15 protein-coding genes are annotated in these 18,418 nt (G+C 58.9%); 4 read left to right on the forward strand and 11 right to left on the reverse strand.

All coding sequences use genetic code 11. The features are described 5' to 3' along the window. Positions 1 to 12 precede the first annotated feature (12 nt). Both nagZ and C2E19_RS20245 read right to left on the reverse strand, forming a co-directional pair. Positions 13 to 1,023, reverse strand: coding sequence for a beta-N-acetylhexosaminidase (nagZ, locus tag C2E19_RS20240; protein WP_064117851.1), 1,011 nt, complete (start codon positions 1,021 to 1,023; stop codon positions 13 to 15). Between the two features lie 158 nt (positions 1,024 to 1,181). Then, positions 1,182 to 1,889 (reverse strand): TetR/AcrR family transcriptional regulator, encoded by a 708-nt coding sequence (locus C2E19_RS20245; protein ID WP_016986747.1) that lies wholly within the window; start codon positions 1,887 to 1,889, stop codon positions 1,182 to 1,184. Between the two features lie 229 nt (positions 1,890 to 2,118). Between C2E19_RS20245 and lexA the strand changes: the two genes are divergently transcribed. Next, positions 2,119 to 2,727, forward strand: coding sequence for a transcriptional repressor LexA (lexA, locus tag C2E19_RS20250; RefSeq protein WP_042560165.1), 609 nt, complete (start codon positions 2,119 to 2,121; stop codon positions 2,725 to 2,727). Between the two features lie 10 nt (positions 2,728 to 2,737). Beyond that, a complete protein-coding gene (sulA, locus tag C2E19_RS20255) occupies positions 2,738 to 3,211 on the forward strand; it encodes an SOS-induced cell division inhibitor SulA (RefSeq protein ID WP_129394796.1) in 474 nt (157 codons plus the stop codon). A gap of 98 nt (positions 3,212 to 3,309) precedes the next feature. Here the strand turns inward: sulA and C2E19_RS20260 are convergent, their stop codons facing one another. The 7 genes from C2E19_RS20260 to C2E19_RS20295 all read right to left on the reverse strand — a co-directional run bounded on the left by C2E19_RS20260 (position 3,310) and on the right by C2E19_RS20295 (position 11,718). Then, positions 3,310 to 3,543, reverse strand: a complete 234-nt coding sequence (locus C2E19_RS20260) for a hypothetical protein (protein WP_064392830.1) — start codon at positions 3,541 to 3,543, stop codon at positions 3,310 to 3,312. Between the two features lie 106 nt (positions 3,544 to 3,649). Next, a complete protein-coding gene (locus tag C2E19_RS20265; RefSeq protein ID WP_129394797.1) occupies positions 3,650 to 4,174 on the reverse strand; it encodes a DUF6586 family protein in 525 nt (174 codons plus the stop codon). Positions 4,175 to 4,318: 144 nt separating this feature from the next. Continuing rightward, the gene (gene topA / locus C2E19_RS20270; protein WP_129394798.1) at positions 4,319 to 6,949 is read right to left on the reverse strand and encodes a type I DNA topoisomerase; all 2,631 of its coding nucleotides are present in this window, start codon (positions 6,947 to 6,949) and stop codon (positions 4,319 to 4,321) included. A 114-nt stretch (positions 6,950 to 7,063) separates the two neighbouring features. Further along, complete coding sequence (locus C2E19_RS20275; RefSeq protein WP_007910467.1) at positions 7,064 to 7,300, reverse strand: DUF1653 domain-containing protein; 237 nt, start codon at positions 7,298 to 7,300, stop codon at positions 7,064 to 7,066. 99 nt (positions 7,301 to 7,399) lie between these two features. After that, positions 7,400 to 8,575: an acetyl-CoA C-acyltransferase FadA gene (gene fadA, locus C2E19_RS20280; protein ID WP_008082213.1), complete on the reverse strand. Its 1,176-nt coding sequence runs from the start codon at positions 8,573 to 8,575 to the stop codon at positions 7,400 to 7,402. A 32-nt stretch (positions 8,576 to 8,607) separates the two neighbouring features. Continuing rightward, complete coding sequence (fadB, locus tag C2E19_RS20285) at positions 8,608 to 10,755, reverse strand: fatty acid oxidation complex subunit alpha FadB (protein WP_129394799.1); 2,148 nt, start codon at positions 10,753 to 10,755, stop codon at positions 8,608 to 8,610. Between the two features lie 525 nt (positions 10,756 to 11,280). After that, a complete protein-coding gene (locus tag C2E19_RS20295; RefSeq protein ID WP_129394800.1) occupies positions 11,281 to 11,718 on the reverse strand; it encodes a hypothetical protein in 438 nt (145 codons plus the stop codon). A 103-nt stretch (positions 11,719 to 11,821) separates the two neighbouring features. Here C2E19_RS20295 and C2E19_RS20300 point away from each other — a divergent pair, with 103 nt between their 5' ends. Further along, positions 11,822 to 12,259, forward strand: a complete 438-nt coding sequence (locus tag C2E19_RS20300) for a universal stress protein (protein ID WP_053122097.1) — start codon at positions 11,822 to 11,824, stop codon at positions 12,257 to 12,259. A 140-nt stretch (positions 12,260 to 12,399) separates the two neighbouring features. Here the strand turns inward: C2E19_RS20300 and C2E19_RS20310 are convergent, their stop codons facing one another. Next, the gene (locus C2E19_RS20310) at positions 12,400 to 14,322 is read right to left on the reverse strand and encodes an ATP-binding cassette domain-containing protein (RefSeq protein ID WP_129394801.1); all 1,923 of its coding nucleotides are present in this window, start codon (positions 14,320 to 14,322) and stop codon (positions 12,400 to 12,402) included. A 214-nt stretch (positions 14,323 to 14,536) separates the two neighbouring features. Between C2E19_RS20310 and C2E19_RS20315 the strand changes: the two genes are divergently transcribed. Then, complete coding sequence (locus C2E19_RS20315; protein ID WP_129394802.1) at positions 14,537 to 16,465, forward strand: transglycosylase SLT domain-containing protein; 1,929 nt, start codon at positions 14,537 to 14,539, stop codon at positions 16,463 to 16,465. A gap of 168 nt (positions 16,466 to 16,633) precedes the next feature. Here the strand turns inward: C2E19_RS20315 and C2E19_RS20320 are convergent, their stop codons facing one another. Further along, the gene (locus C2E19_RS20320) at positions 16,634 to 18,418 is read right to left on the reverse strand and encodes an ABC transporter transmembrane domain-containing protein (RefSeq protein ID WP_129394803.1); all 1,785 of its coding nucleotides are present in this window, start codon (positions 18,416 to 18,418) and stop codon (positions 16,634 to 16,636) included.

Genomic DNA, 18,418 nt, shown 5'->3' on the forward strand with positions numbered 1-18,418 from the left:
AGCGAAAAATCCTTAATCGATCAGTTGAGCGTCTTTGAGCGCGCCGATAGCGGTGAGCCAGCGCGGATCCTGGCGATAATCGGTGCTGGCGAATGCCTGACCGCGCATCCGCGCGATTCGCGCCGATGGCTTGACCTTCATCCGTTGCGCCGCACTGAGGGCCAGTTCGGCAGCGGCGCGGTCGTTGCACACCAGGCCCATGTCGCAGCCGGCAGTGAGCGCGGCCTCGATGCGGCTCGCGGCGTCGCCGACCACGTGCGCACCGGCCATCGACAGGTCATCGCTGAAGATCACACCGTCGAACTGCAATTCGCCGCGCAAGATGTCCTGCAACCAGCGCCGCGAGAAGCCGGCAGGCTGTGAATCGACCTGCGGATAGATGACGTGCGCCGGCATGATTGCGGCCAGTTGCTTGCTGAGTTTGGCGAAGGGCACAAGGTCGTTGGCGCGGATTTCGTCGAGGCTGCGTTCGTCATTCGGGATCGCGACGTGGGAATCGGCTTCGGCCCAGCCATGACCGGGGAAGTGCTTGCCGGTGGCCGCCATGCCCGCGCTGTTCATGCCGCGAATGAATGCCCCGGCGAGCAGTGCGGCACGCTCGGGGTCACCTTCAAATGAACGGGTGCCGACCACGGCGCTGCGCTGGTAATCCAGATCAAGCACTGGGGCAAAGCTCAGGTCGAGGCCGACGGCCAGCACTTCGGTGGCCATGATCCAGCCGCATTGCTCGGCGAGGTATTCGGCATTCGGGTTGTCGGCAATGGCGCGCATCGCTGGCAGGCGTACGAAGCCTTGGCGCAGGCGCTGCACGCGACCGCCCTCTTGATCGACGGCCAACAGCAAATCCGGGCGAATCGCGCGAATCGCTGCGCTGAGCTCGCGCACCTGACGCGGATGCTCAATGTTGCGCGCAAAAATGATCAGGCCGCCCACTTCGGGCTGACGCAACAATTGGCGATCTTCAGCCGTCAGCCAAGTACCGGCGACGTCCACCATCAACGAGCCTTGCAGGCCAGCAGTCATAGAAATTCCTTGAAAACGAAAAACCCGATGCGCAGAAAATCGCTACCGTGAGCAATGCTCGGCAGGTCGGCAATTTCTGTTTGGATCGGGTTCAGAACGAGAGTCGGCATGGGCGGCTAGCTTAGCGGATACCAGCTGCCGCGCCCACCCGTGCGCGGTTAAACCTTGGCGGCGACCGGCGTTGATTTGCTGCGCGGACGCAGTTGTGCGGTGGCCATCGCCGTGTCAGTGACACCAGTTTCGGCGCGCATGCCTGCGGCAAGGAACGGCACCATCAGGCGCATGACTTGTTCGATGGAGGTGTTGACGCCGAAATCGGTCTCGGCGATTGCGCGCAACGCCTTGATACCGGACATGCTGAATGCGGCGGCGCCGAGCATGAAGTGCACACGCCAGAACAGCTCGATCGGAGGAATACGTGGCGCGGCCTCGTTGACCAGCAGCATGTAGCGGCGGAACACCTTGCCGTACATGTCTTCCAGATAACGGCGCAAGTGGCCCTGGCTCTGACTGAATGCGAGGCCGAGCAAGCGCATGAAGATCGACAGATCGTTGCCGCTGCGAGGCTGAACCACGAGGGCCTGCTCGACGAGGATTTCCAGCAGTTCTTCGAGCGTCGGCTTGTTTTCAGGCTTGGCCTGGCGACGCTCCAGCTCTTTGTCGAGGCTGATGCAGAACGGCCCGAGGAAGCGCGAGAACACCGCCTGAATCAGGGCTTTTTTCGAGCCGAAATGATAGTTGACTGCTGCCAGGTTGACGCCAGCCTTGCTGGTGATCAAACGCAATGAGGTTTCAGCGAAACCTTTCTCCGCGAACAACTGCTCGGCAGCATCAAGAATGCGTTCAACGGTTTCCGACTGGGCCATGGCTACTCCGCCTGACAAACACTTGTTTGAAACATACGTTTCAGCCTGTGCGTTGTCAAGCCTGCCGGTTCGTTTTGGGAATGGTCGGTCAGCTATTTAACCACACAACCCCGGCGCTTTTATAAGCAGCGCTGCCGACCGTCCGGCGGCGGGCAAAAAAACGGGCATTGCCAAGACCGTTTCACTGTATATAATCCCAGTCACTGTATAAAAAGACAGAGCGATCATTATGCTAAAGCTGACGCCACGCCAAGCCGAGATTCTGGCCTTTATCAAACGTTGCCTCGAAGACAATGGTTATCCGCCAACCCGTGCGGAAATCGCTCAGGAACTGGGCTTCAAGTCGCCGAACGCGGCAGAAGAACACCTCAAGGCCCTGGCCCGCAAAGGCGCCATCGAGATGACCCCGGGCGCCTCGCGAGGCATTCGCATTCCTGGCTTCGAAGCCAAGGCTGACGACTCTACCCTGCCGATCATTGGCCGTGTCGCTGCCGGCGCGCCGATCCTCGCTCAGCAGCACATCGAAGAATCCTGCAACATCAATCCCGCCTTCTTCCACCCGCGCGCCGACTATCTGTTGCGCGTGCACGGTATGAGCATGAAGGACATCGGCATTTTCGATGGTGACCTGCTGGCCGTCCACACTACTCGCGAAGCGCGCAATGGCCAGGTTGTCGTCGCCCGCATCGGCGATGAAGTGACCGTCAAACGCTTCAAGCGTGAAGGCAGCAAGGTCTGGCTGATGGCCGAAAACCCTGAGTTCGCCCCTATCGAAGTCGACCTGAAAGATCAGGAACTGGTGATCGAAGGCTTGAGTGTCGGCGTAATCCGCCGCTAAAGGAGGCTTTATGCAGTTCCCACACATACCTCAGCAAACACAACTGCCTTTATTCGAAGCGTTTCTGGCGCAACCAATGGCACCGACCCTAAAAGAAGTGGTCGAGCGCCCCTGGAATGCCGAACCTGAAGTATTCAGTGAGCTGTCACTGCGCGGTGCGGCCGGGAACTGCCTGAACCTGCTTGCCCCGATCCTTCGCGAACTGAGCGAAGATCAGGACGCCCGCTGGCTGACGCTGATTGCACCGCCAGCGAGCCTGACGCAAACCTGGCTGCGGGATGCCGGCCTGAATCGTGAACGCATTCTACTGCTGCAACCGCGAGGCACTCAGAGCGCCCAGCAACTGGCGTGCGAAGCATTGCGCCTGGGCCGCAGCCACACAGTGGTCACCTGGCTCAATCCGTTGAACAGCAGTTCGCGGCAACAGCTGATCAGCGCTGCACGTACGGGCGACGCTCAAAGCCTGAATATTCGTTTGGGCTGATTAGCGATTAAAAAGCGCTGTGTGAAGCGCAGGGCTTCTCCAGGGACAGAGAAGCCGATCTGAAGCGGCAATGACAAAAAGCTGAAAATAGGCGGGGATCAATGAAGAACCCGCGGCCCCTCGTCCTTATCAAATTCGCCTTCAATCATTCGACCTGCCATCTGCACGCCGACGCTCAACATCGCCTTGGCGATTTCCACGTGCTGGCCCTGCAGGAAGGTCTTGGCATCCTCGGAGAAATCCAGAGTCACCAGAGAACCTTCGTCCTCAGCCCTGCGCAGTTCGATTCGGCCGTCTGGTAACTCGACAATTTCTAGAAAGGACGTTGGCATATAGGTCTGTTCTCCACGAAAGGCAGGGATTATATAGACATCATTCAGGCTTCGCTCGGGATCTTGACCAGCAGCATGTTTCAGATTGCCACCGAGTCAATACCTGTCAGCACTCGTTCAAACCTTCGCGAAACCGGATGGCCAGACCCTTGAGGTTCTGCCGCCAGCTCTCCAGCTCTTCCCGGCTCAATTCCCGCGGCGCCTCTGCTTCATCCAGATTAACCGCCTGAATCAACGGCTGTGTCACATCACCCTTGGGCTTGTGCGGAACCCGTGGTGGCTGGAACAGCGCCGAGTGCGCCGCCAACAGCTTCGCCAGCCAGGTTTCCGGATTACCCGCCAACTCGACCATTTCAGCCAGTTCGGGAATCGCGATCGACTCCAGCACTTCACGCGTCAATAACGCCTCCGCTCGTGGCGCGCTAGCCTGAGGCAGGCGATAGAATCCGGCAATCTCATGACACAGCCCCAACAGCGCGCCGTAGAGATGAAACAACGCCGATTCACGACCAGCCTGAATCAGCGCCAGAGAATTCATCGCCCGCCCTTCTTCAGCGCGAGCCAAGGCTTCCAGCGAAAGGCCGGCGAAATAGATCTTCTGGTTGGTACGGGTATAGAGTTCGTGGGCCATGAAGGCAGTCTCCACAACGAAATAATTGCTTCACACAGGCCGGACAGTGTCGTGGATCAGTTGATCCAACCGCAAGCACAAAACAAAAAGGCCGCATGAGAACCCGAGGGTTCTCATGCGGCCTTTGCAGTATCGGACTAACGCTTACTCAGCCTTGGCCTTTGTACGTTTGTCTTCAACCGTCCACTTGCCGCCGTCGTAGAAAGCCTTCCAACCGGTAGGCTTGCCGTCGACTTCGGTCTGCACATATTGCTCCTTGGTCTTGCGGCTGTAGCGGATGACCGCTGGCAGGCCGTCAGGATCCTTCTTCGGAGCGTCGCAGAGGAAGTGGTACTTCGGATCGATTTCGTCCTTGTGCGGCACAATCTCGATCACCAACGGAGCACGGGTCTCGCGGTTTTTCGGGAACTGGCTGGCCGCCAGGAACAGGCCGGAGGCACCGTCGCGCAGGATATAGGTGTCGTTGACCTTTTCGCATTTCAGCTCAGGCATCTTCACCGGGTCCATCTTCGGCGGCGCCGCGTCACCACTCTTCAGCAGTTTGCGGGTGTTCTTGCAGGTCGGGTTGGTGCAGCCGAAGAACTTGCCGAAGCGGCCGGTCTTGAGTTGCATCTCGCTGCCGCACTTGTCGCATTCCAGGCTCGGACCTTCGTAGCCTTTGATGCGATAGCTGCCCTCTTCGATTTCGTAGCCGGCGCAGTCCGGGTTGTTACCGCAGATGTGCAGCTTGCGTTTCTCGTCGAGCAGGTAAGCGTCCATCGCCGTGCTGCAGATCGGGCAGCGATGCTTGCCGCGCAGCACCAGCGATTCCGATTCGCCCTCGTCGTCCGCAGCGATTTCATCGCCCGGCACCAGATTGACGGTGGCCTTGCAGCGCTCTTTCGGCGGCAGGCTGTAGCCCGAGCAACCGAGGAACACGCCGGTCGATGCGGTACGAATCTGCATCGGACGGCCGCAAGTGGTGCACGGAATATCGGTCATGACCGGCTGGTTGGCACGCATGCCGCTGTCCGGGTTTTCGGCCACTTCGAGTTTCTTTTTGAAGTCGCCGTAGAACTCGTCCAGCACGTTTTTCCAGTCGCGCTCGCCCTGCGCCACGTCATCGAGGTTCTCTTCCATGCCGGCGGTAAAGCCGTAATCCATCAGGTTCGAGAAGCTTTCGGACAGACGCTCGGTAACAATGTCGCCCATCTTTTCCGAATAGAAACGACGGTTATGCAGGGTCACGTAACCGCGATCCTGAATGGTAGAAATGATCGCGGCGTACGTCGAAGGACGACCGATGCCGCGTTTTTCCATTTCTTTAACCAGGCTCGCTTCCGAATAACGCGCCGGCGGCTTGGTGAAATGCTGGGACGGATCAAGCTTGATCAGCTTCATCACGTCGCCCTGCGCCATATCTGGCAGAACGTCGTCATCGCCTGGTTTGGCGATCTGCGGCATGACACGGGTGTAACCGTCGAACTTGAGGATGCGGCCTTTGGCACGCAGCTCGAAATCGCCAGCGCCGACGCTGACAGTAGTCGACAGATATTGTGCCGGCAGCATCTGGCAAGCGAGGAACTGGCGCCAGATCAGCTCGTAGAGACGCTCAGCATCACGTTCCATGCCCGCCAGCTTGCTTGGAATGGTATTGGCGTCGGACGGACGAATCGCTTCGTGAGCCTCTTGTGCGCCTTCCTTGCTGCTGTAGACGTTCGGCGTTTCCGGCAGGTACTTCTTGCCGAACTCGTCTTCAATATAGGCACGCGCCATCGTCACGGCATCAGCCGAGAGGTTGGTCGAGTCGGTACGCATATAAGTGATGTAGCCGGCTTCGTACAGACGCTGGGCCATCATCATGGTTTTCTTCACGCCGAAGCCCAGGCGGTTACTGGCAGCCTGTTGCAGGGTCGAGGTGATGAACGGTGCCGACGGCTTGCTGCTGGTCGGTTTGTCTTCGCGCTTAACGATGCTGTAGCTGGAAGACTTGAGCTTCTCCAGCGCCGCCATGGCCTGGGTTTCATTAAGCGGCTTGAAGGCTTCGCCTTTCTCGCGAGCCACTTCGAAACGCACGGTCGAGCCTTTGGTGGTGCCGAGATCGGCATGCACTTCCCAGTATTCTTCCGGGTTGAACGCACGAATCTCGCGCTCACGCTCAACTACCAGTTTCACGGCAACCGATTGCACGCGACCGGCAGACAGGCCACGGGCGATCTTTGCCCACAGCAACGGCGAAACCATGTAGCCAACAACGCGGTCGAGGAAGCGACGCGCCTGTTGAGCGTTGACACGATCGATGTCCAGCTCGCCCGGCTTGGAGAACGCTTCCTGAATCGCCTTCTTGGTGATTTCGTTGAACACCACGCGCTTGTAGCGGCTGTCGTCACCACCGATGGCTTCGCGCAGGTGCCAGGCAATGGCTTCCCCCTCGCGATCCAAGTCGGTTGCGAGATAGATGGTGTCAGCATCTTTGGCGAGCCGGCGCAGCTCTTCGATGACTTTCTCTTTGCCCGGGAGGATCTCGTACTTGGCTTTCCAGCCATGATCGGGATCGACACCCATACGCGAGACCAGCTGCTTGCGCGCTTTCTCTTTCGGCGTGAGCACCGGACCTTCGCCCGCAGCAGCCTTGCCGCGCTTGGCGGCTGGCTCTTTGCTGGCGCTAGCCGAACCGCTGGTGGGCAGGTCTCGGATATGGCCGATACTCGACTTCACCACGTATTGGTTACCCAGATACTTGTTGATGGTCTTGGCCTTAGCCGGGGATTCCACAATGACCAGCGATTTGCCCATGGATCAGAAAATTCCTGAATTCTAGAAGTGAAAGGCGGTTGGCGCCTGACGCGGCACCGCTATATATAGTTGATACAAGGTGAGGTCAAGCACAGGGTTCTGTGCGCACTCCCCTTACGCCTTGGAAAAAAGGCTCGGTTCGGCTTGCACCAAAGCAAAGCGTGGCACCTGCTCGCCGTCAACCTCGACCGACTCGAGAAACATGCTCAGAGGGCGCACCCAAAAGCCGTAATCCCCATACAGGGCTTGGTAAAAGACCACTTCTTCTTCGGTCTCGGAATGCCGCGCAACACTGAATACGCGGTACTGCGGACCTTTGTAATGTTGATAGAGCCCAGGTTGTATCGGCATGCTTTGGCCCTCACTCAAATTTTTTCAAAATAAAAACAAAAATAAATCCACAAAAACAAAAACCGGGGCACTTGGCCCCGGCTTCCATCGACGAGACGCTTAAACGCGTTCGAAGACGGTGGAGATGCCTTGGCCGAGACCAATGCACATAGTGGCCACCCCGAAGGTGCCGCTATTCTGCTTCATCACGTTCAGCAAGGTGCCGGAAATACGGGCACCGGAGCAACCGAACGGGTGACCCAGGGCGATCGCGCCGCCGTGCAGGTTAACCTTCTCGTTCATCTTGTCGAGTACTTTCAGATCTTTCAGCACTGGCAAGGCCTGTGCGGCGAAAGCTTCGTTGAGCTCGAAGAAGTCGATATCGTTGATGCCAAGACCCGCGCGTTTCAGCGCTTTTTGTGTCGCCGGAACTGGACCATAGCCCATGATCGCCGGATCCACACCCGCCACTGCCATCGAACGGATAACCGCCATTGGCTGGATACCCAGGTCCTGTGCGCGCTGCGCCGACATCACGATCATGCACGAAGCACCGTCAGTGATCTGCGACGAAGTACCGGCAGTCACGGTGCCGCCCTTTGGATTGAAGGCAGGCTTCAGGGCCGCCAGACTTTCCAGGGTGGTTTCCGGACGAATGGTTTCATCGTAGTCGAACAGTTTCAGGAAACCGTTCTCGTCGTAGCCCTGCATCGGGATGATTTCGTCTTTGAACTTGCCTTCCACGGTTGCCTTGTGGGCCAACTGGTGGGAGCGCACGCCGAAAGCGTCCTGCTGTTCGCGAGTGATGCCGTGCATTTTGCCAAGCATTTCAGCGGTCAGACCCATCATGCCCGAGGCTTTCGCCGCATACAGCGACATGTGCGGGTTCGGATCGACACCGTGCATCATGCTCACGTGCCCCATATGCTCGACGCCGCCAACCACGAATACGTCACCGTTACCGGTCATGATCGCTTGCGCAGCAGTGTGCAGCGCGCTCATCGACGAGCCACACAGGCGGCTGACGGTCTGGCCGGCAGCAGTGTGCGGGATCTGGGTCATCAGCGACGCCATGCGCGCGATGTTCCAGCCCTGCTCCAGGGTCTGGTTTACGCAGCCCCAGATCACGTCTTCGACTTCGTTCGGATCTACCTTGACGTTGCGTTCCAGCAGTTTGCTGATCAGGTGCGCCGACATGTCTTCAGCGCGGGTGTTGCGGTGCATGCCGCCCTTGGAGCGGCCCATCGGAGTACGACCGAAGTCGACAATCACGACGTCTCTTGGATTCAAGCTCATAAAATTTCACTCTCGCTCAAAAGTTGGGACGCTTAACCGAAGAACCGTTGGCCGGTTTTGGCCATTTCACGCAGTTTCGCGGTCGGGTGGTACAGCGCGCCCAAATCAGCGTACTGGTCAGCCAGGGCAACGAACTCGGCAACACCGATCGAGTCGATGTAGCGCAGCGCACCGCCACGGAATGGAGGGAAACCGATACCGTAGACCAGACCCATGTCGGCTTCAGCGGCGGTTTCAACGATGCCGTCTTCCAGGCAACGCACGGTTTCCAGGCACAGCGGGATCATCATCCAGTTGATGATGTCTTCGTCAGTGACTTCGCGCTGCTCGTAAACGATCGGCTTGAGCACTTCGAGTACCGACGGATCGGCGACTTTCTTCTGCTTGCCTTTCTTGTCGGCCTCGTAGGCGTAGAAGCCCTTGCCGTTCTTCTGACCCAGGCGCTTGGCTTCGTACAGTACGTCAATGGCCGAACGACGGTCATCCTTCATGCGGTCCGGGAAACCTTCAGCCATCACGTCACGACCGTGGTGACCGGTGTCGATGCCGACCACGTCCATCAGGTACGCCGGGCCCATCGGCCAGCCGAATTTTTCCATGACCTTGTCGATACGGACGAAGTCCACACCGGCGCTGACCAGCTTGGCGAAACCGCCGAAGTACGGGAACAGTACGCGGTTGACCAGGAAGCCCGGGCAGTCGTTGACGACGATCGGGTTCTTGCCCATTTTCTTGGCGTAGGCAACGGTGGTGGCAACCGCCAGCTCACTCGACTTCTCGCCACGGATCACTTCCACCAGCGGCATCATGTGCACCGGGTTGAAGAAGTGCATGCCGACGAAGTTTTCCGGACGCTTGAGGGCTTTCGCCAGCAGGCTGATGGAAATGGTCGAAGTGTTGGACGCGAGGATGGTGTCCTCTTTGACCTGGCCTTCAACTTCCGCCAATACGGCTTGCTTGACCTTCGGGTTCTCGACGACAGCTTCGACCACCAGATCAACGTGACCGAAGTCGCCGTAGGACAGGGTTGGACGAATGGCGTTGAGCACTTCAGCCATTTTCGCGGCGGTCATGCGACCTTTATCAACGCGGCCAACCAGCAGTTTGGCGGCTTCGGCCAGACCCTGCTCGATACCGTGCTCGTTGATGTCCTTCATCAGGATCGGCGTGCCTTTGGAAGCCGACTGATAAGCGATACCACCACCCATGATGCCGGCGCCGAGTACGGCAGCCTGCTTCACGTCTTTGGCGATTTCGTCGTAGGCCTTGGCCTTTTTCTTCAGTTCCTGGTCGTTCAGGAACAGACCGATCAAGCTCTGCGCGGCAGAGGTCTTGGCCAGTTTGACGAAACCGGCGGCTTCCACTTCCAGCGCCTTGTCACGACCGAAGTTCGCGGCTTTCTGGATGGTCTTGATCGCTTCAACCGGCGCCGGGTAGTTCGGGCCAGCTTGCCCTGCGACGAAACCTTTGGCGGTTTCGAAAGCCATCATTTGTTCAATGGCGTTCAACTTGATTTTTTCAAGTTTCGGCTGACGCTTGGCCTTGTAATCGAACTCGCCGGAGATGGCGCGCTTGATCAGTTCAAGGGCAGCTTCCTGCAACTTCTCTGGAGCAACCACAGCGTCGACGGCGCTTACTTTTAGCGCGTCTTCAGGACGGTTTTCCTTGCCGGAGGCAATCCACTCGATAGCGTTGTCGACACCGATCAGGCGCGGCAGACGCACGGTGCCGCCGAAGCCCGGGTAGATCCCCAGTTTGACTTCCGGCAGACCGATCTTGGCCTTGGTGGACATGACGCGATAGTCAGCTGCGAGGCACATTTCCAGACCGCCGCCCAGGGCGATGCCGTTGATGGCCGCTACGGTTGGAACGTTGAGGTCTTCGAAATCGCTGAAGATCTTGTTGGCTTCGAGATTGCCAGCAACCAGCTCGGCATCCGGCAGCTTGAAGTTCTCGACAAATTCGGTGATGTCGGCGCCGACGATGAAGACGTCCTTGCCACTGCTGACGATCACGCCCTTGATCGAAGCATCTGCCTTGATGGTGTCTACGGCCTGACGCAGTTCGTTCAGGGTTAGACGGTTGAACTTGTTGACGGACTCACCCTTGAGGTCGAATTTCAATTCGACGATGCCACTTTCAAGAGCTTTAACCGTGATGGCTTTACCTTCGTAAATCATCAACTGATCTCCACGATATGGAAGCTGAACAGTACACGTCGGACGCAGGCGAATGGCTCGGCAGGACGCTTTTTCGTCGATGCTAACGCCAATCCACCCGGCACACCCGCCAACGCGATAGTCGGGATTCTGTAGGAGCGGTCAGTAAGACAAACGCTCAATTCATACGCCCGTTTGATTTGGGTACGTCACCTTCACGGAATTTCCGACAATTGTCAATCGCCCAAAATACGGGTTGAAATACGACTTTGCGGTCATTTCCGTAACACGCAGACCTGCAACACGCGCCTGCATGCAAAGCCATTCATAGAATCAATAGTTAGAAAATTCGCCCTAATTCGCGTCGAGCCTTGTTTAACGGGCTACGCTGGCTGGACTACAGGGAAAGGCACCGATCATTCGAAGCCTGATCAGTGGAAAAGTTTACCGGCCTGCCTGGCCAACCCAGCCCGATGAATCATGTCGGGCTTTTTATTGCGCGTCTGCCGGACGTTCCCCACCGTTGCAGTGGGAAAAATCCGCGCGTCATGCCAGAGCTTTCAGTGTCGCGTCGATATCCAACAGCACTGTCGCTTCGCCTTTCTCGCCCCAATACAAGGCGATCATCTGCTTGTCGGCCTCGATCTTGAAGACGTTGTCCGGCAACTTCTCGAAATGATTGAGCAGCGCCCGATCCTCACAGATTTCCTGCCACTGATTGACCCACACGCCCGGTGATTTCTGCCAGTAGGTCCAGCACAGCGGTTTACTGCTGCGGCGCGGTCGATGGTACTGCGCGCACGGACTCGGCGGCTCTTGCGCCAGCCAGTGCGGCCACTCCTGAGGCGCCAGTTGCATGGCCAGGCCAATGCGCCGCGCCTCCATGCGCAGGGCGATTCGGCCACTTTGCGCACGCGATGGACGCAACCATGCCAGCGGACTCAAAACCACCAGCAGGATTGACACCACCAACCAGACCGTCATATCAGTACTCCCGTTTTTTGATGAGCGCATTGTGTCACTTTGGAACCAATGCGCTTGAAACCAGCCATACTTACCAATATTGAACCGTCACGAGGAGCACCTCATGCCCTACACCCATATCCTGGTCGCCGTAGATCTGACTGAAGAGTGCGACCCTGTGATCCACCGCGCCCGCGAGCTGTCGGTGAGCAACGGCGCCAAGCTGTCGCTGGTGCATATCGTCGAGCCGATGGCCATGGCATTCGGCGGCGACGTGCCGATGGATCTGTCACAACTGCAACAACAGCAGTTCGATCAGGCCAAGGAACGCCTGGAGCGCCTGAAGCTCAAGTACTCCGAGCTCGAAGGCGCCAACTGCCACCTGACCTACGGCCAGCCACGTCAGGAAATCCACCACTTCGCCAAAGAACAGCAATGCGATCTGATTGTGGTTGGCAGCCATGGTCGTCATGGTCTGGCGCTGTTGCTCGGCTCGACTGCCAATGACGTACTGCACGGCGCGCCGTGCGATGTGCTCGCTGTCCACCTGGTCAAACGCTAACCCGTGTAGGAGCTGCCGAAGGCTGCGATCTTTTGATCTTGTTCTTTTAAAACAAAGTCAAAAGATCGCAGCCTTCGGCAGCTCCTACAAAAAGCCCGGCCTCACGCAAATGAGGCCGGGCTTTTTTATTGCCGGATCAATCAGGCATCCAGCTCGGCCCAACGCTCCATCAACGCATCCAGTTCAGCCTGCAACTGCTCAAGCGATGCAATCACCTTGGCCGTTTCTGCCGCAGGACGCTGATAGAAGCCGGCGTCAGCCATTTCGGCCTCCACGGCAGCGATCTGCTGTTCCTTGGCATCGATGTCACCCGGCAACGCTTCCAGCTCGCGCTGCAGCTTGTAGCTCAGCTTCTTTTTGGCCGCCGGGGCGGCAACGGCAGGTTCAGCCACCACAGCCGGCTCAGCGGTCACTACAGCCGAATTCAGGTCAGCCTTACCGGATTTGCTTTCAGTCACGCCCAGCAGGCGCGGCGAACCGCCCTGACGGATCCAGTCCTGATAGCCGCCGACGTACTCACGGACCTTGCCTTCGCCTTCGAAGACCAGCGTGCTGGTCACCACGTTGTCGAGGAATGCCCGGTCGTGACTGACCATCAGCACAGTGCCGTTGAAAGTCAGCAGCACTTCTTCAAGCAACTCCAGCGTTTCCACGTCGAGGTCGTTGGTCGGTTCGTCGAGGACCAGCAGGTTTGCTGGCTTGCTGAACAACTTGGCCAGCAACAGACGCGCACGCTCACCACCCGACAGCGCCTTGACCGGCGTGCGGGCACGCTGCGGGCTGAACAGGAAGTCGCCGAGGTAGCTGAGGACGTGGCGGCTCTGGCCGTCGATATCGATGAAGTCGCGACCTTCGGCGACGTTATCGATCACGGTTTTTTCCAGATCGAGCTGATGACGCAACTGGTCGAAGTAGGCCACGTCGATGCGCGTGCCCTCTTCCACTTTGCCGCTGGTCGGTTGCAGACCGCTGAGCATCAGTTTCAGCAGAGTGGTCTTGCCGGTACCGTTAGCGCCGAGCAGACCAATACGGTCGCCGCGCGTCAGCACCATCGAGAAATCCTTGATCAGGAACGGGCCGCCCGGGTGAGCGAAACTCACATTCTCGAGCACCATCACCTGCTTGCCGGACTTGTCGGCAGTGTCCAGCTGAATGTTGGCTTTGCCGGTGCGCTCGCGACGCTCGCTACGCTCAACGCGCAGGGCTTTCAGCGCGCGGACGCGGCCTTCGTTACGGGTGCGGCGCGCCTTGATGCCCTGGCGAATCCAGACTTCTTCCTGGGCCAGTTTCTTGTCGAACAGCGCGTTGGCGGTTTCTTCCGCGGCCAGCGCAGCTTCTTTATGCACGAGGAAACTGGCGTAGTCGCCGTTCCAGTCGATCAGGCCGCCGCGGTCCAGTTCGAGGATGCGCGTGGCAAGGTTTTGCAGGAAGGAACGGTCGTGCGTGATGAACAGCACAGCGCCCTGGAAGTCTTTCAACGCTTCTTCGAGCCAGGCAATCGCACCGATGTCGAGGTGGTTGGTTGGTTCGTCGAGCAGCAGCAGATCCGGCTCGGACACCAGCGCCTGTGCCAGCAGCACGCGACGGCGCCAGCCGCCAGACAACTGGGCGAGGGTCTTGTCGGCCGGCAGTTGCAGGCGGCTCAGAGTGCTGTCGACCAGAGTCTGCAAGCGCCAGCCGTCACGGGCTTCGAGGTCTTGCTGAACGTGCATCAGCTTGTTCAGGTCTTCTTCAGTGACGCAGTTTTGCGCCAGGTGATGGTACTCGGCGAGCAACGCGCCCACGCCATCAAGGCCTTCAGCGACCACGTCGAACACCGTCCGATCGTCGGCCACTGGCAATTCCTGCGGCAGCTCGCCGATTTTCAGACCGGGGGCACGCCACACCGAGCCGTCATCGGGCTTCTGGTCGCCCTTGACCAGTTTCATCATGCTGGACTTGCCAGTGCCGTTGCGGCCGATGATGCACACCCGCTCACCACGGGCGATCTGCCAGGACACCTTGTCCAACAACGGCATAGCGCCGAACGCAAGGGACACATCGCTGAATTTGAGCAGGGTCATGAGCTTCTCCAAAAACCGGGCGCGCATTCTACCTGAGTTAGGGCTTGAGCAGGCCGGCAATTTGTCTGTCGAAGCACTCTGCACAACATTTGTTGCGAACTTGTGCTGCAAGGCCGGCAAAGCTTTCGCCCCTTGCTGGCAAAAGGCTAAGCTACAGACAATTCAGTGCTGACCGAGGTCGGTACTTGTCATGATTTCTCTGCCCGGATGTCTCATGCGCAGTCGCCTTTTCAGTGTTTTGTCCTGTTTGCTACTTACCGCCGCTGCCGTTCAATCCGCCCAGGCGGTGGACCTGTCCACCCAACGCCAGTATTACGATGAAGCCAAGCGCGCGCTGGCCAAAGGCGATACCGGCCCGTATTTCCGTTACAGCCAGGCCTTGGCCGATTATCCGCTGGAGCCGTACCTGGCTTACGACGAGCTGACCGCGCGCCTGAAGTCCGCGAGCAATCCGGAAATCGAGAAATTTCTCGCCGAACACGGTGACCTGCCCCAGGCCAACTGGATGAAGCTGCGCTGGTTGCGCTGGCTCGCCGACCGTGGCGACTGGGCAACTTTCGTCAAGTATTACGACCCGAAACTCAACTTCACCGAACTGGACTGCCTGAATGCGCAGTACCAGATCACCCACGACAAGAAAGCCGAGGGTTACGCCAACACCGAAAAGCTCTGGCTGACCGGTAAATCGCAGCCCGCCGCGTGTGACGCGCTGTTCGGCATTTGGGCCGCTGATGGCCAGCTCACCGAACAGAAACGCTGGGAGCGCACCAAACTCGCCGCTCAGGCGCGCAACTATCCGCTGGCCAACAGCCTGGTCAACGGCCTGACCACCCTCGCCCCGCGCGGCCGCTTGCTGGTCGATGTAGCGCAGAAACCCGAGTTGCTCAACCAGCCGTCGCGCTTCACCCCGGCCGACGAACCAATGTCCGACGTGGTCAGCCTCGGCCTGCGCCGCCTCGCCCGTCAGGATCCGGACAAGGCCATGGCCCTGCTCGACGGTTACGCCAGCAGCATGCATTTCTCCCGCGATGAAAAAGTCGCGATTGCCCGGGAAATTGGCCTGACTCTGGCTCGGCGTTTCGACAGCCGCGCGCTGGACGTAATGACCAAATACGACCCGGAGCTGCGTGATAACACGGTTTCCGAATGGCGCCTGCGCCTGTTGTTGCGTCTGGCCCGTTGGGACGACGCTTATCAACTGACCAAACGGCTGCCGCAAGACCTCGCCACCACCAACCGTTGGCGCTACTGGCAGGCGCGCAGCCTCGAACTCGCACAGCCGCAGAACCCGGAAGCGCAGACGCTGTACAAGAGCCTTGCGCGCGAACGTGATTTCTACGGCTTTCTCGCTGCCGACCGTTCCCAGTCGCCTTACTCGCTGGTGAACAAACCGCTGGTTCTCAGCCAGGCAACCATCAACAAAGTGCGTAATACACCGGGCGTACGTCGTGCGCTGGAATTCCACGCGCGCGGGCAGATCGTCGACGGTCGCCGCGAGTGGTATCACGTCAGCCGTCATTTCAACCGCGACGAAATGGTCGCCCAAGCCAAACTGGCCTATGACCTGAAATGGTACTTCCCGGCGATCCGCACCATCAGCCAGGCGCAGTATTGGGACGACCTGGATATTCGTTTCCCGATGGCCCATCGCGACACCCTGGTGCGTGAAGCCAAGGTTCGCGGCCTGCACTCGAGCTGGGTGTTTGCCATCACCCGTCAGGAAAGCGCGTTCATGGATGATGCCCGCTCCGGCGTCGGCGCCAGCGGCCTGATGCAACTGATGCCCGGCACCGCCAAGGAAACCGCGCGCAAGTTCAGCATTCCACTGGCCTCGCCCCAACAAGTGCTCGATCCGGACAAGAACATCCAGCTCGGCGCCGCTTACCTGAGCCAGGTGCACAGCCAGTTCAACGGCAACCGCGTGCTCGCCTCCGCCGCCTACAACGCTGGCCCCGGTCGCGTGCGCCAATGGCTACGTGGCGCCGATCACCTGAGCTTCGACGTCTGGGTGGAAAGCATCCCGTTCGACGAAACCCGTCAGTACGTGCAGAACGTGCTGTCGTACTCGGTGATCTACGGTCAGAAGCTCAACTCGCCGCAACCGCTGGTGGATTGGCATGAGCGCTACTTCGACGACCAATGACCTGTAGAAGCTGCCGCCGGCTGCGATCTTTTGATCTTGCTCCAAATAAAATGCCCGCATTTTCATGCGGGCATTTTTAGATCAAAAGATCGCAGCCTTCGGCAGCTCCTACAGGTGCCTATAGCTGACCGACCGCTAGCGACTCATGCCCGATGCGAGCACTGCCCATCAGTGTTGATCAGCCGTGACTTTGCCATCATTGAACTGCAACGCCGCCAGCCGCGCATACAGCGGATTGCTCGCAATCAGCTCCTGATGGGTGCCAATCGCGACGAGTTGGCCCTGATCCATCACCGCGATGCGGTCAGCGTTTTTCACCGTCGCCAGACGATGTGCAATCACCAGCGTGGTGCGGTTTTGCATCAGGCTCGGCAGGGCTTCCTGAATCAGGTGTTCGCTCTGTGCATCGAGGGCGCTGGTGGCTTCGTCGAGTAGCAGGATCGGTGCGTCAACCAGCAACGCGCGGGCTATCGCCAGGCGTTGGCGCTGGCCGCCCGAGAGTCCCAGGCCGCCGTCGCCCAGATGAGTCTGGTAGCCGTTGGGCATTTTTTCGATGAAGTCGTGGGCATGCGCAATTTTCGCGGCGTCCATGACTTGCGCCAGCGTCGCCTCTGGATTGCCGTAGCGAATATTCTCTTCAACGCTGCCGAAAAACAGCGCCGGCGATTGTGATACCAAAGCAAAGTGGCGGCGCAGATCCAGCGGATCGAGGCGGGTCAGCAGCACTCCATCAATGAGAATCTGCCCTTCCTGGGGGTCGTAAAAACGCAGCAACAGATCATAGACTGTGGACTTGCCAGCGCCGGACGGCCCCACCAATGCCAGTGTTTCACCGGGCCTGATGGTCAGATTCAGGCCGTTTACCGCATAGCTTTCCGGGCGCGACGGATAGGAGAAGCGCACATCCTGCAATTGCAGTTCGCCTCTGACGCGCTCCGGCAGGGTCATCAGCCCCGTGCTTGGCGGCTGGATGATATTTTGCGAACCAAGCAGCTCCGCAATTCGCTCCGCCGCGCCTGCAGCACGCTGCAATTCGCCGATGACCTCGCTCAGGGTGCCAATGGCGCTACCGACGATGAGGCTGTAAAAGACAAACGCAGCCAGTTCACCCCCGGTGATGCGCCCGGCGATCACGTCCATGCCACCGACCCACAACATCACCGCCACGGCGCCCAGCACCAGCACAATCACCATGGTGATCATCCACGAGCGCTGGAAGATGCGTTTGCGCGCGGTGTCGAAAGCCTCCTCGACCGTTGCCGCAAAACGCCGCTCGTCCTGAACCTGATGGTTGTAGGCCTGCACGGTTTTGATCTGGCCAAGGGTTTCGGAGACATAGCTGCCGATATCGGCGACCCTATCCTGGCTCAACCGCGAAAGATTGCGCACCCGCCGGCCGAAAATCAGGATCGGGGCGACCACGAACGGCAAGGCAATCACCACGATGCTGGTGAGTTTGGCATTGGTGACGAACAGCAGAATGACGCCGCCGATGACCATCAACAAATTGCGCAGGAACATCGACAGCGACGAGCCGATCACCGATTGCAGCAAGGTGGTATCGGCCGTCAGCCGCGACTGAATCTCCGAACTACGGTTGTTCTCGTAGAAGCCGGGGTGCAGATACACCAGATGGTTGAACACCTCGCGGCGAATATCCGCGACGCAGCGCTCGCCAATCCACGACACCCAGTAAAATCGCGCGAACGTGCCCACCGCCAGGCCCAACACCATCAACATGAAGATGCCGATGCTCTGGTTGAGCTGGTGCGGCGACTGGGTCATGAATCCGCGGTCGACCAGCAGCTTGATCCCCTGCCCCATCGACAAAGTGACGGCAGCGGTGACAATCAACGCCAGCAGCGCACCGATGACTTGCCAGCGGTAAGGGGCCAGAAATCGACTGGTCAGGCGCAAGGCGCGACGGTGCCTTGAGGAAAGCTTCGGGGTCAT

Source organism: Pseudomonas sp. DTU12.3, from assembly GCF_004124275.1.
Lineage (GTDB): Bacteria > Pseudomonadota > Gammaproteobacteria > Pseudomonadales > Pseudomonadaceae > Aquipseudomonas > Aquipseudomonas helmanticensis.

What these genes read in the sequence shown, in the direction of transcription:
- nagZ (WP_064117851.1), bottom strand. Translation starts at nt 1,023, where the DNA reads ATGACTGCTGGCCTGCAAGGCTCGTTGATGGTGGACGTCGCCGGTACT.
- C2E19_RS20245 (WP_016986747.1), bottom strand. Translation starts at nt 1,889, where the DNA reads ATGGCCCAGTCGGAAACCGTTGAACGCATTCTTGATGCTGCCGAGCAG.
- lexA (WP_042560165.1), top strand. Translation starts at nt 2,119, where the DNA reads ATGCTAAAGCTGACGCCACGCCAAGCCGAGATTCTGGCCTTTATCAAA.
- sulA (WP_129394796.1), top strand. Translation starts at nt 2,738, where the DNA reads ATGCAGTTCCCACACATACCTCAGCAAACACAACTGCCTTTATTCGAA.
- C2E19_RS20260 (WP_064392830.1), bottom strand. Translation starts at nt 3,543, where the DNA reads ATGCCAACGTCCTTTCTAGAAATTGTCGAGTTACCAGACGGCCGAATC.
- C2E19_RS20265 (WP_129394797.1), bottom strand. Translation starts at nt 4,174, where the DNA reads ATGGCCCACGAACTCTATACCCGTACCAACCAGAAGATCTATTTCGCC.
- topA (WP_129394798.1), bottom strand. Translation starts at nt 6,949, where the DNA reads ATGGGCAAATCGCTGGTCATTGTGGAATCCCCGGCTAAGGCCAAGACC.
- C2E19_RS20275 (WP_007910467.1), bottom strand. Translation starts at nt 7,300, where the DNA reads ATGCCGATACAACCTGGGCTCTATCAACATTACAAAGGTCCGCAGTAC.
- fadA (WP_008082213.1), bottom strand. Translation starts at nt 8,575, where the DNA reads ATGAGCTTGAATCCAAGAGACGTCGTGATTGTCGACTTCGGTCGTACT.
- fadB (WP_129394799.1), bottom strand. Translation starts at nt 10,755, where the DNA reads ATGATTTACGAAGGTAAAGCCATCACGGTTAAAGCTCTTGAAAGTGGC.
- C2E19_RS20295 (WP_129394800.1), bottom strand. Translation starts at nt 11,718, where the DNA reads ATGACGGTCTGGTTGGTGGTGTCAATCCTGCTGGTGGTTTTGAGTCCG.
- C2E19_RS20300 (WP_053122097.1), top strand. Translation starts at nt 11,822, where the DNA reads ATGCCCTACACCCATATCCTGGTCGCCGTAGATCTGACTGAAGAGTGC.
- C2E19_RS20310 (WP_129394801.1), bottom strand. Translation starts at nt 14,322, where the DNA reads ATGACCCTGCTCAAATTCAGCGATGTGTCCCTTGCGTTCGGCGCTATG.
- C2E19_RS20315 (WP_129394802.1), top strand. Translation starts at nt 14,537, where the DNA reads ATGCGCAGTCGCCTTTTCAGTGTTTTGTCCTGTTTGCTACTTACCGCC.
- C2E19_RS20320 (WP_129394803.1), bottom strand. Translation starts at nt 18,418, where the DNA reads ATGACCCCGAAGCTTTCCTCAAGGCACCGTCGCGCCTTGCGCCTGACC.